This is a genomic window from Streptomyces sp. NPDC104307, assembly GCF_055584045.1.
Map to the genome: position 1 here is coordinate 281,322 of NZ_JBVJMU010000007.1, position 12,746 is coordinate 294,067.

Consider the following 12,746-nt stretch of genomic DNA (forward strand, 5'->3'; position numbering starts at 1 on the left):
TGCGCAGTCCCCGTTCCGGGGGCCAATCAATTTCCGTCAGGACGCCGAACAGCAGTAACACCGGCCGGATAGGGTCGTGGGGCTGACGGGGGCGACCGGTTGGTTGTGGGGCGCGCGTCGCACGACGGGGGGAGCCACCGATGGGGCGTCGGGAGAAGCCGCTCGACCCGGCGGCGGGTGCCGCCCCACGCCTCGCATACGAGCTGCGGAAGTTGCGTGGGGAAGCGGGCGGACCCACATATCGGGCGATGGCCGAGCGCGTCGGCTTCTCGGCCCCGACCCTCTCCGCCGCCGCTTCCGGTGAGCGGGTTCCGACTCTGCCCGTTCTGCTCGCTTACGTGCGGGCGTGCGGCGGCGACGAGGCGGACTGGGAGCGGCGCTGGCGGGCGGCAACCGCGAATGCTGCCGAGGAAGCAGAGGAAGCCGAGGGCGAAGAGGATGTGGCGGCCTCTCCCTACAAGGGCCTGGCCCGGTTCGAGCCCGACGACCGGGACAACTATTTCGGGCGCGGCGAACTCGTAGCGGAACTGGCCGCCGCCATCGCCCGCCACCGCATCGTCGCTCTGGTGGGCGGCTCCGGAAGCGGCAAGTCGTCCCTGCTGCGCGCGGGGCTCGTACCGGCCCTGCGCAATGAAGAGGATCCACGGCGCAGACCCGCCGTCGTCCGTGTCATCACCCCGTCGGACCGCCCCGATCCCTCCCTGCTCGCATCGGACGCTCCTCAAGAGGGCGACACGATCGTCCTGATCGACCAGTTCGAGGAGTTGTTCACGCTCTGCCACGACCACTCCGCTCGCGCCCGGTTCGTCGACGCGCTGCTCGCAGCCCGCGCCCCCGAGAGCCGGCTGCGCGTCGTCATCGCCGTACGCGCTGACTTCTACGGCCGCTGTGCCGAGCACGGTCCGCTCGCCGACGCCCTACGATCCGCCACGCTCCTCATCGGCCCGATGACGTCCGCCCAGCTCAGGGAGGCCGTCATCGGGCCGGCCCAACGCGCCCGTCTCATCGTGGAGAGGGCGCTGACCGCCCGCATCGTCGCCGACATCGAAAGCCGCCCTGGCGGTCTGCCGCTGATGGCACACGCCCTCCTCGAAGTCTGGCGCCGACGCCGTGGCAAGACGCTCACCGAGCAGGCGTACGACGCGATCGGTGGAGTGCGCGGCGCCATCGCCCACACCGCAGAGGCGGTGTACGCCGGCTTCACCGACGAGCAGGCCGCGGTCGCCCGCCGACTACTGCTGCGCATGGTTGCCCCAGGTGATGGCACACAGGACACCCGCAGGCCCGTGGAACGTTCCGAACTTCCACCGGTACTTGCCGATTCGGCAGTCCTGGAGGAACTGGTGCGGGCCCGATTGCTCACCATCGACGGCGCCACGGTCGACCTCGCCCACGAAGCTCTGCTCACGGCCTGGCCACGGCTGCGCGGCTGGATCGAGACCGACCGAGAGCGGCTGCGCCTGCACCGGGCGCTGACGGAGGCGGCCCGTGCGTGGGAGGCGCTGGATCGGGACCCCGGAGCATTGTTCCGGGGCGTGCGACTCTCTGCGGCTCGTGAGGCGTTCGGTGACCGGGACAAGTTCGGTGATCCGGGCAGGGGGGAGCACGAGAGAGCTACCGGTGAGTTGACGGCCCTGGAAGGCGACTTTCACCTCGCGAGCCTGGCCGCCCACGAGCAGGCGCTCCGGACACGCATGCGGGGTACCCGCCGACGCCGCGTCCTGATCTCGGCCCTGGCCCTGCTGATCTGCCTGGCAGCGGTCGCGGGAACGGCGGCCTGGCAGCAGAGCCGCGTCAACGACCGCCGCCGCGACGAGGCGGAGGCCCGCCGCATCGTCGGCGTCGCGACAGCCCTGCGCGCATCGGACCCGCGCCTGGCCATGCGATTGAGTGTGGCCTCCTGGCGGATTGCGGACGTACCGGAAACGCGTGAGGCGGTGCGGGACGCCGCTGCCCAGCGCGAGCAGTCATCGTTCACACCGAGCGACGGCACGGGAGACATGCAATCGCAGGGCCGGCTCAGCTCGGACGGCCGGATCCTGACAAAGGTCGGCAGGGACCGGGTGTACCAGTGGGAGGCGGGTACCGGCCGCTCGCTGGGCGCGGTAAAGATCCCGGGCGATGCCTTCGCGTCAGTCCTCGCAGTCAGCAGCGATGCCGGACGGGTTGCGTACCTCGACAGCCGGGGCACCGTCGTTGTACGGGACCTGCGCGACGGGCGGCGGTCGCGGCGACTCGATGTCCTTCACGGGGACTACCCACAAGCAGAGTTCGGCCCCGATGGGCGGCTCCTCATCACCGAGGACAAGGATCACGAGGAGAACAGAGCCAGAGTGCAGGTGTGGGACGTGACGACAGGCCGGGTCGTGTTCACGTCGAGGGCACGCGAGGGTGACGGCTCAGTCGCCCAGCTGAGCCCGGACGGGAAGCTCTTGGCCGCCTGCGCATACGAGGGCACCCGACTGTCTGTCTGGGACATCGAATCGAAGCGCCGACTGCCCGCGACCTGGCCCCATGAGGCTGATCGCGAGCTGTGCGACGCGGGCGCCCGATTCATTTTCTTGCCCGACAGCCGCGCCATCGCCGTCCCGGTGGAAGGCGGAGTCCGTACCTGGGATATACGGAACGGTCGGGAGCGCCCCGTGATCAAAACAGGTGGCAAGGACAGGCCGGAGGTGTCGTTCAGCACCGACGGCGCGTACGCCGCGACCCTCCAAGGCGGTATCGCCCTGTGGCACACCGCGCGCCCGAACCACCCGCTGACGACCTACACACCGGAAGCGTCCGACGCCATCGAGCCGCGGATCAGTCCAGCAGATGGAGCACTGCGCTTCGTCGTCGGCGGGACGAACACCGTGAAGACGCTCGACGTCCGCGCCGTACTGGAGACTCCCGGATCGGAGCAGCCTTACGAGCAGGCCGAGTTCAGCCCGGACGGACACACGGCCGTGACAACACAGCGGCACGGCCAGGAGTGGGAGTTCCAGCTGCACGGACGAGACGGGAGGAGGATCCTCCTTCCGGGCCGGGCACCTGGTGACACAGCACCCCACGTCACCTTCTCGTCGGACGGCCGTACGGTCGCATATGGAGACTCCGACGTTCGCCTGTGGAACGTCGACCAACAACGCGAGACCGCGCGGATCAAGGTGCCGGAACTTACGCAGACCATCGCCGTGGGCGCGGACGGCGCGTCCCTGCTTTTCGCCACCGACCGGCCGATCGGCGGGCAGAACGACGCCCCGAGCGTTGTCGAGGTGTGGCGGGCCTCCGCGCAGACCAGAGACCGTCTCCTGCGCAAGCAGACGGAGACGTTCTCAGCGTTCCTGACACCGGATGCGACCGCTCTGCTCACGTCGAACGGCAGACGGTACGACCTGGACACCGGCCGCGGATCCGTCGGCCTGGACGGAGAGGACAGGGTCCAGTCCGCGTGGTTCAGCCACGACGGAAACCACCTGGCGGTCAGCACCTTGGAGGGCCGGGTCACGATCTGGGACGGCTTCGGCCAACACCGCATCGCGGTCCTTGCGCCGTCAGACCAGGACGGGCGACACGACGCGCCGGCCGTCGCCTTCTCGGCCGACGGCGCCTTCGTTGCGGTCGGAGCTCAGGACGATTCCGTGCGGGTCTGGGAAACCTCCTCACCCGGCACTCCGGGCACGCTCATACAGACCGGCGAAGGCCGGATCCTGGGGCTCGGATTCTCCGACGACGGCAACACTCTGCGCGTCGCGACCCCGGGCGGGGTGCACCGGGAATTCGGTGTGCTCGATCCGCAGCGGGCCGCGCGGCTGGTGTGCGTACGAGCCGGGGGCGGACTCGGGGCGGAACAGTGGAGAACCCATCTGCCGAAGATCCCCTACCGGGAGACCTGCTGAGCCCTCGCCTGTGCCGATGGCTTGGTAGGGCGATACCCGCACCCGCCAACGTCGAAGGCCCCCGCAGCGAGCTGCGGGGGCCTTCGACGTATTGCCCGGTGAGAGCAATGGCGGAGGATACGAGATTCGAACTCGTGAGGGGTTGCCCCCAACACGCTTTCCAACTCTGCATGTCCGCGTTCAGCCTGGTCCGTACGGGTCCACTCGCCAGGTCACGGGCAGGTCTGCCGCGATGATGAACGACCGCGTACGGCTGCGAACGAGACTATGGATGAGAATGCGCCGGCGGCCCACCCGGAGGTCTCTAGCGGTACCTACCGTTTCTTGCGGATCTTGCGCTTCTTCGCCTTGGCTTCCTTCTCCTTGCGCTGTGCGACACCGTAGGCAGACCAGGTGCCTTGATGCTTCGCACATCGAGAGGTGCCGACTACTGCGAGGTTCCGGCACGCTGTGCCAGCTTTGGTGCGTGCGCCGCACCTGGACTGAGACGCCACTCCATACCCCTTGCTGAGAGGCCAAGTAACTTCAGACCTGAGGCAGTCTCCTGTGTGGGACTTGCCATAGGCAGGCGCATAAGCGACGCACGGAAGCACGCTCGGGTCGGCCACCCCAGAGGCGAGTGGCAAGTGCTTCGGTAGTCGCGCTCGGCCCCGCTGCCGTTGACTCGGGAACGTGCTAGCTGTCACTGACTTTGGGCCCGAGACCCCGCTGCAACTTGCGGATCAGAGTCGCCGGTTCATGATGCGAGGCAGCCCGCTTCCCGTCACCCACTACCTCGTCTGCGCGGCGGACGAGCGCCAGCGTCGACTCGCCCGGCGCGACAAGCCTGTCTCGCGTTGGGATGCCCTCGCCGAGATCACCGCAGACAAGATCACCGATTCCTACGCCTCGTTCCCGATGCAGCGCGTGATCACCACCGGTCTCACCCCTGACGAGGTCCTCCGAGCCGTCCTGAGCACCCACCCGCAAGGAGAGCAAGCCAGTGCAGACACCCAGCATGTGGCGGCACACCCTCACCTTCTTCCCTCAGTTCCTCGCCGCGCTGAAGGAGCGTACGGAGCCTGACTCCACCGTGACGGTCATCGGCGCGAGCGACGGCAGACTCGTCGTACCCCTGGCCGCCGCCGGCTACCGCGTGATCGCCATCGAGCGCGACCCGCTCGCCCTCCACGGCGGCGAGGTCCAACTTCCTGGTGACAGAACTGGTCACGCGATGGGGATGGTCGAGCGGCTGAAGCAGGAAGGGCTTCACGACCGTGTCCAGGTCTTGGAAGAGGACTTCCTCGCTTCCGACCTCGTCACTGCCCCCTGTGACGCTGTCTGGACGAGCTGCTCGTGGCATTACAGTGCCAACCACCATCGGCCGTTGGGCGAGTTCGTCGACCGCATGCAGCACCTGGTCCGGCCCGGCGGTCTGTTCGGCGCGGAGTTCATGATGCCCCTCACGCAACGCCATCACGTGCTGGAGCACTACACATCTCCCGAGAAGCTGCGGCGTTACTTCATCGGGGACTGGAACGTCCTGCTCACTCTGCGGACCAACGAGTTCACCGAGCAGGCGCACGTCGGACAGTTGCAGGACCACAACCACCGCATGGGCCTCCTCCTCGCCGCCCGTGCGTCCACCCCCTCCTAGAGCTACGGGAAGAAGGACCTATGAAGCACGAGTACGAAGCCAAGTTCCTCGCCATCGACGTCGACGGCCTCCAGGCCAAACTGACGGCGCTCGGAGCAGTCCAGGCATTTCCGCGCACCCTCCTCACCCGGAAGATCTTCGAGAACGACGCCCTCGAAGGCGGCGCCTGGGTCCGCCTGAGGGACGAGGGCACCCGCTCCACGCTCACGCTGAAGCAGGTCACCGACTCCACGAGGATCGACGGCACCACCGAGATCGAGACCGAGGTGTCCGACCTGCACGCCATGGCCGAGATCCTCCGCAATGTCGGCCTGCGCGAAGTCCGCTACCAGGAGAACTACCGCGAGGAGTGGCGCCTGGGCGAAGTCGCCTTCGATTTCGACACCTGGCCGGACCTCCCCACCTTCGTCGAGATCGAGGGACCCGACGAAGCATCCGTCCGGCGGGCTGCAGATCTGCTCGACCTCGACTACGCACTAGCCCGGTTCGGCAGCGTCGACGAGGTCTACAAGAGCGAGGCAGGCCGGGACATCCTCGCCGAACCCACCCTCCTCTTCGCCGATGCCGACAAGCAGGAGTCGGCGAAGGCCGCCGCCCCGAGCGAGTGATCGTGAGTGCCGGTTCCGCGCTCGGGGTCCCGGTGCAGGAGGACGTCCTTCCCCTGTGGTGGTGGTCGGTGAGTGCCGGCGACTGCTGGAGACAACTTCAACGGGTCAACGTCGAAGGCCCCCGCAGCGAGCTGCGGGGGCCTTCGACGTATTGCCCGGTGAGAGCAATGGCGGAGGATACGAGATTCGAACTCGTGAGGGGTTGCCCCCAACACGCTTTCCAAGCGTGCGCCCTAGGCCACTAGGCGAATCCTCCGGGGCAAACAATACAAGACGTTGAGGAGTGCTCGCGAACCCGTTCCCCGTCGGCGGTCCCGAGGGGGTTCCGGCGGGGGTGTGAGGGGTGGGGAGGTGGACTTGTGGGGGCGGGGATCGGCTAAGGTGGGCGTCAGCCCCTCACGTGGCGCTATCTGACTGAACTCCCCCAGGGCCGGAAGGCAGCAAGGGTAGGTTGGCTCTGGCGGGTGCGTGGGGGGTCCTTGCGTTTCCGGGACCGTTCGGTACGTGTCCGGGGCGCCGGGTTTTCGGGGTGGTCGTGCCCTCGGGGCCGGTGGTGTGCCTGGCCCGGGGCCGGTTGTCGGTCCGCCCCTATAGCCTCGTATGTGTGTCGTCCCTTGCGCTGTACCGCCGCTACCGCCCCGAGTCGTTCGCCGAGGTCATCGGTCAGGAGCATGTCACTGAGCCGTTGATGCAGGCCCTGCGGAACAACCGGGTCAATCACGCGTACCTGTTCAGTGGTCCGCGCGGCTGCGGCAAGACGACCAGCGCGCGCATCCTCGCCCGCTGTCTGAACTGCGAACAGGGGCCGACGCCCACGCCCTGCGGGGAGTGCCAGTCCTGCCAGGACCTGGCGCGCAACGGGCCGGGCTCGATCGATGTGATCGAGATCGACGCCGCTTCGCACGGTGGTGTGGACGATGCCCGTGATCTGCGGGAGAAGGCGTTCTTCGGGCCCGCGTCGAGTCGTTACAAGATCTACATCATCGACGAGGCGCACATGGTCACCTCTGCGGGGTTCAACGCCCTGCTGAAGGTGGTCGAGGAGCCGCCGGAGCACCTCAAGTTCATCTTCGCGACCACGGAGCCCGAGAAGGTCATCGGGACCATCCGGTCGCGCACCCACCACTATCCGTTCCGGCTGGTGCCGCCGGGGACGCTGCGCGACTACCTCGCGGAGGTGTGCGCCAAGGAGAACAGCTTCGTCGAGGACGGGGTGTTCCCGTTGGTGGTGCGGGCCGGGGCCGGCTCCGTGCGTGACTCGATGTCGGTCATGGACCAGCTGCTGGCCGGCGCCGCCGACGACGGTGTGACATACGCCATGGCGACGTCGCTGCTCGGTTATACGGACGGCTCGCTGCTCGACTCCGTCGTGGACGCCTTCGCGTCGGGCGACGGGGCCGCGGCCTTCGAGGTCGTGGACCGGGTGGTCGAGGGCGGCAACGACCCTCGGCGCTTCGTCGCCGACCTGCTGGAGCGGCTGCGCGATCTGGTGATCCTGGCCGCGGTGCCGGACGCCGGGGAGAAGGGGCTCATCGACGCCCCCGCCGATGTCGTCGAGCGGATGCAGGCCCAGGCCTCCGTCTTCGGGGCCGCCGAGCTGAGCCGCGCCGCCGACCTGGTCAACGAGGGGCTCACCGAGATGCGCGGGGCGACCTCGCCCCGGCTCCAGGTCGAGCTGATCTGCGCCCGGGTCCTGCTGCCCGCGGCCTTCGACGACGAGCGCTCGCTGCAGGCGCGGCTGGACCGGCTGGAGCGCGGCGCGTCCTTCGCCACCACCGGCCCTGGGCCCGCCATGGGGTACGTCCCCGGGCCCGAGGCGCTCGCCCACGCCCCCGTCGCCCCACAGCCCGCACAGGCGCCACAGGCCCCACAGGCGCCGCAGCCCCCCGCTGCCGCCCCGTACCCCGCCGCGGCGCAGCCGGACCCCGGATCGGGACCCGCCGCCGCGCGTGCCGCCGCCCGGGGGGACGCCCCGCCGCCCGCCCCGGCGCAGGCCGCCCCGCCCACAGAGCCCGTACAGTCGCCGCCCGCCCCGGCTGCCGGTCAGCGGCCCGGCGCCTGGCCCGCCGCGGCCGCGCCCGAGCAGGGGCGCCGGCCCGGAGGCTGGCCGACCGCCTCCACCCCCGGCCAGGCACCGGCCCCGCAGGCCGCCGCCCCCGCACCGCCGGCACCGGCGGCACCCGCTCCGGGGCCCGCCGCCCCGGAACCGGCCCCGGGCATGACGCAGGGCGCCGGACAGGTGCGCAACATGTGGCCCGACATCCTGGAGGCGGTCAAGGGCCGCCGCCGCTTCACCTGGATCCTGCTCAGCCAGAACGCCCAGGTGACCGGCTTCGACGGCACCACCCTCCAGATCGGCTTCCTCAACTCGGGCGCCCGCGACAACTTCACGAGCAGCGGCAGTGAGGACGTGCTGAAGCAGGCCCTGGCCGAGCGGTTCAACGCCCAGTGGAAGATCGAGGCGATCGTCGACCCCTCGGGCGGCGCCGGACAGCCCCCGCCCACCGGCGGTGGCCGCCCCGTGCCCCCGCCCGCACCGCCGCGCCCGGCGCCGGCCGCGCCCCAGCAGCAGTACGAGCCCCGGCCGGCCCAGGAGCGGCCGCAGCAGCCGGGAGGTGGTGAGACGGCTGCGGCGTCGCCCGCGTCGCCGCCGTACACCGCTCCCGAACGGCCCCGTTCGGTCGCCCCGGAGGACGACACCGCAGAGGCCGACGATCCGGACCTGGTCGACTCCGCCCTCTCCGGCCACGAGCTGATCGTCCGCGAGCTGGGCGCCACGGTGGTGGAGGAGTTCACCAACGAGTAGGGCGCGTGCCACAGGGGGAACTTCCCGACGGCGCCCCCGGCGCCCCCGGCGCCCCGACGCCCGTCAAGGCGACCGCGCCCCGGCGTCCGTCAAGGCGACCGCGCCCCGGCGTCCGTCAAGATCGCCCCGCCCCGCGCCCCCGGTGTCCACAACCCGGCGTCCGTCAAGGCCGCCCCGCCCCGGCGGCTAGGCTCCACCCCGTGAAGGTTCTCGTCATCGGCGGCGGCGCCCGCGAACACGCCCTGTGCCGCTCTCTCTCCCTCGACCCCGATGTCACCGCTCTGTACTGCGCCCCCGGCAACGCCGGCATCGCAGAGGTGGCCGAACTGCACCCGGTCGACGCACTCGACGGCGCCGCCGTCGCGCGCCTCGCCACTGATCTGGGCGCCGAGCTGGTGGTCGTCGGCCCGGAGGCGCCGCTTGTCGCCGGGGTCGCCGACGCCGTCCGCGCCGCGGGCATCCCCTGCTTCGGCCCCTCCGGTGAGGCGGCCCGGCTGGAGGGCTCCAAGGCGTTCGCCAAGGACGTGATGGCCGGGGCCGGTGTCCCGACCGCCCGTAGCTACGTATGCGCCACCGCCGCCGAGATCGACACGGCGCTGGACGCGTTCGGCGCTCCGTACGTCGTCAAGGACGACGGTCTCGCCGCCGGCAAGGGCGTCGTCGTCACCGAGGACGTCGACGTGGCCCGCGCCCATGCGCTGGCCTGCGACCGCGTGGTCATCGAGGAGTTCCTGGACGGGCCCGAGGTGAGCCTCTTCGCGATCACCGACGGCACCACCGTGCTGCCCCTCCAGCCCGCCCAGGACTTCAAGCGCGCTCTCGACAACGACGAGGGCCCGAACACCGGCGGCATGGGCGCGTACTCCCCGCTGCCGTGGGCCGACCCCAAGCTGGTCGAGGAGGTCATGCAGTCGGTCCTCCAGCCGACCGTCGACGAGCTCCGCCGCCGAGGTACGCCCTTCTCCGGGCTGCTGTACGCGGGTCTCGCGATCACTTCGCGCGGGGTGCGGGTCATCGAGTTCAACGCCCGTTTCGGCGACCCGGAGACCCAGGTGGTCCTGGCCCGGCTGAAGACCCCGCTGGCCGGTGTCCTGCTGGGTTCCGCCAACGGCACCCTGGACGAGCTGCCGCCGCTGAAGTGGCGCGACGATGCCGCGGTCACCGTGGTCATCGCCTCCCACAACTACCCGGACACCCCGCGAACGGGTGACCCGATCCGGGGCCTCGACGAGGTCGCGGCACAGGATGCGCCGCATGCGTACGTCCTGCACGCCGGAACCCGGCGGGACGGCGACGCGGTCGTCAGCGCGGGCGGCCGGGTGCTCTCCGTGACCGCGACCGCCAAGGACCTCGCGGGCGCCCGCGAGCGCGCCTACGCGGCGGCGGCCCGGATCCGGCTCGACGGCTCCCAGCTCCGCACGGACATCGCGAAGAAGGCGGCGGAGGAGGCCTGAGCCACCCTCCGCCGTAGTGGGCCGCCCACAGTCGTCGCGGACGCGGCAGTCATAGCCGACGCGGCAGCCGTAGCGGCCGCGGACGCGGACCAAGGGGCCCGCCCCACGGCCCGCACGCCGCCGCTCCCCGCCGCTCCGGCCACGGCCCCACCTCCCGCCGACGCGCCGCTGCCCCATGGACAGCGGCGCGTCAGCAGCTTTGCCCAAAGCCATTCCATCGAGTGACGGCTGAGCCATCCGGATGACGCCCGCCGAAGCCCCAACTAGGGTGCGGCGCAAGCTTTCCGGCACATGGCCCACCGGCATTGCGATGTCAGTGACGGGTGCCACAGTGGGGGAGTGAGCAACACCGTCGCGAGGGCAGAGGGGGTGACATCCAGCCGTGTCCGATACCGGTGCAGGTGAGGAGTTGGGTGCGCAGGCGGCGCGCGCCCGTGCGCTGGCCCTGCTGCGCATCCGCAGCAGGGCGACGGCAGTGGCGCTGCTGCCCGCGGCCGTCGCCGTCGTGCTGTTCGCCGCAGGCGCTCAGGGATTCGTCGAAGGCGGTGGCTGGGACGCGGTGCGCTGGGCCGTGACGGCCTGCGCCGTCATCTCCCTGCTGGTCGCGGCGGCCGTCGCCGTCGCGGTCGTACGGGCCAAGCCGGCGGTCAGCCCGACCGTCCCGCTCAGCGAGAAGGCGGCCCCGGATCTCTACCGGCTGGTCCGTGATCTCGCCGATCGCCTCGATGTGCCCGCGCCCTCGGCCATAGCGTTGACGCCCGACTGCGACAGCTGGCTGGAGGACCGCACCCATCCCGCCGCAGACCGTGCGGCCAAGGATGCCGCCCGCCGGGATCCGGGCGGACCCGGGGCGGGCCCGGGGCGCCGCAGGGTGCAGGCCGCGCCCGTGCTGGTCATCGGCTCGCCGTTCCTCTGGTGGATGCGGGTCGCGGAGCTGCGCGCCGTGCTCGCCCCGGTCGTCGCGGGCACCGGCCCCTCCGCCCACCCCGACATAGCCGCCGCCCGGCGCTTCGTCCGGGGACTCGACGGGGTCGTCGCCGACGCGGCCGCCCCTGCCCAGGGAGCCGTACGCGGGGTTCTGCGGCTGCCGCACGCTCTCATCGGCCGGATCGCCCGGCTGCTGCTGCGCAGCTGTCACAGCCACGCCTCGGAGATGGAGCGCGGTGTCGCCGCCGCCGCGTCCACCCGCGCCCAGGCGGTGGACTACGGGCTGCGGATCGTCGCCCAGGAGCAGGTCGGGCTCGCCTACGCGGGCTGGGACCGGCTGCTCACCCGGGTCGCGCTGCCCGCCTGGCGGATGGGGCGCTGGCCCTCCCGGCTGGACGCCGGAGTCGTCTCCGCCCTCACCGAGCTGTCCCGGCGCGACCGGCTGGCCGACGGGTTCACCTCCCGGCTGGGCGAACGGCCCGCCTGCGATCTCCTGGAGGAGCCGGGGGCGGCCGACGAGGCGGCGTCCCTGCTGGCCGCCCGGCTCTTCCACGGCGGCCCCGCGCAGGCGGGGCCCGGCTGGTCCCCGGTGGACTGGCAGCAGTACCCGGAAGAGGTCGTCGACCGGAAGTGGCGCACAGAGGCGGCCCGCCTGCACCGCGTCCTGGACGACATGGGCGTGCCGCCCGCGGCCTCCGCCGGTGTGTCCGACGCGGCTGGTGCTGCGGTGCCCACCCTGGCCCGTGTCGTCGAGCACCTCGTCGCGGGCAACGGCAGCGGTGAGGAGCTCGCGGCAGGGATCAGCGCCGCGGTGGCCCGCGACGAGGCCCAGGCGGAGGCAGAGGCCCAGAACCCCCAACCGGTAGCCGCCGGAACCAACGGCTCCACCAGCTCGAACGGCTCCACCGGAACCAACGACTCCAGCGGCTTCAACGACTCCACCAGCCCCGCCAACGTCAACGGCTCAGGCAGCTCCCCTGGCTCCAACGGCTCCAACGGTTCCAACACCTCCGTCGGCTCCGCGAGCGCCGGTGGGGACGTGCTGGAATTCTGGGGGCCCGACCCCCTCCCGCTGTTCCCGCTCCAGCCGCCCCGTACGGGCACCGAGCTGCTCGCGGACCACGTCGCGGCGATGGTCTGCTGCGCGGCCGTCGACACGGCGGGCGCGGCCCCGGGGCTCGACTGGCTCGACGGGCCCACGCTGCTGGTCGACGGGGAACGCCGGTCCGATCTCGGCACCCCGGTGCTCAGCCTCGTCGAGGACGGTGACGCGGGGCCCCTGCGCTCCTGGCTCTCCTCGGTCGGCGTGCGCACCGACAAACCCGTCCGTCTCGCCTGAAACAGGTTCGAACCTAGAGTGGCCGAAGCGCTCCGGGATGCTCCGTGGTGCTCCGGGAGGTGCCGGAGTGGACGGTCCGGGGTGGATGTTCCGGG

The 12,746-nt window shown here is 71.1% G+C and carries 6 protein-coding genes, 1 tRNA gene and 1 other RNA gene; 7 read left to right on the forward strand and 1 reads right to left on the reverse strand.

The window, feature by feature from the left end:
* Positions 1 to 140 precede the first annotated feature (140 nt).
* From ACZ601_RS20690 to ACZ601_RS20700, 3 genes are all read left to right on the forward strand, one after another.
* Positions 141 to 3,881 carry an nSTAND1 domain-containing NTPase gene (locus ACZ601_RS20690; protein WP_469539930.1) on the forward strand — a complete coding sequence of 1,247 codons (3,741 nt, stop codon included), beginning with the start codon at positions 141 to 143 and terminating at the stop codon, positions 3,879 to 3,881.
* 982 nt (positions 3,882 to 4,863) lie between these two features.
* On the forward strand, positions 4,864 to 5,517 hold the full coding sequence (locus ACZ601_RS20695; protein ID WP_469539933.1) for a class I SAM-dependent methyltransferase: 654 nt from the start codon (positions 4,864 to 4,866) through the stop codon (positions 5,515 to 5,517).
* A 20-nt stretch (positions 5,518 to 5,537) separates the two neighbouring features.
* Entirely contained in the window at positions 5,538 to 6,125 is a 588-nt protein-coding gene (locus tag ACZ601_RS20700) for a class IV adenylate cyclase (protein ID WP_469539936.1), read from the forward strand.
* Positions 6,126 to 6,293: 168 nt separating this feature from the next.
* On the opposite strand, the gene ACZ601_RS20705 is transcribed toward ACZ601_RS20700, so the two are convergent.
* Positions 6,294 to 6,381, reverse strand: a tRNA-Ser gene (locus ACZ601_RS20705).
* A gap of 131 nt (positions 6,382 to 6,512) precedes the next feature.
* On the opposite strand from ACZ601_RS20705, the gene ffs reads away from it, so the two are divergent.
* The 4 genes from ffs to ACZ601_RS20725 all read left to right on the forward strand — a co-directional run bounded on the left by ffs (position 6,513) and on the right by ACZ601_RS20725 (position 12,651).
* Positions 6,513 to 6,609: signal recognition particle sRNA small type (ffs, locus tag ACZ601_RS20710), an RNA gene on the forward strand.
* A 120-nt stretch (positions 6,610 to 6,729) separates the two neighbouring features.
* Entirely contained in the window at positions 6,730 to 8,931 is a 2,202-nt protein-coding gene (locus ACZ601_RS20715) for a DNA polymerase III subunit gamma and tau (protein ID WP_469539938.1), read from the forward strand.
* A gap of 200 nt (positions 8,932 to 9,131) precedes the next feature.
* Entirely contained in the window at positions 9,132 to 10,385 is a 1,254-nt protein-coding gene (purD, locus tag ACZ601_RS20720) for a phosphoribosylamine--glycine ligase (protein WP_469539940.1), read from the forward strand.
* Between the two features lie 382 nt (positions 10,386 to 10,767).
* A complete protein-coding gene (locus ACZ601_RS20725; RefSeq protein ID WP_469539943.1) occupies positions 10,768 to 12,651 on the forward strand; it encodes a M48 family metalloprotease in 1,884 nt (627 codons plus the stop codon).
* Positions 12,652 to 12,746: the final 95 nt, after the last annotated feature.

What these genes read in the sequence shown, in the direction of transcription:
- ACZ601_RS20690 (WP_469539930.1), top strand. Translation starts at nt 141, where the DNA reads ATGGGGCGTCGGGAGAAGCCGCTCGACCCGGCGGCGGGTGCCGCCCCA.
- ACZ601_RS20700 (WP_469539936.1), top strand. Translation starts at nt 5,538, where the DNA reads ATGAAGCACGAGTACGAAGCCAAGTTCCTCGCCATCGACGTCGACGGC.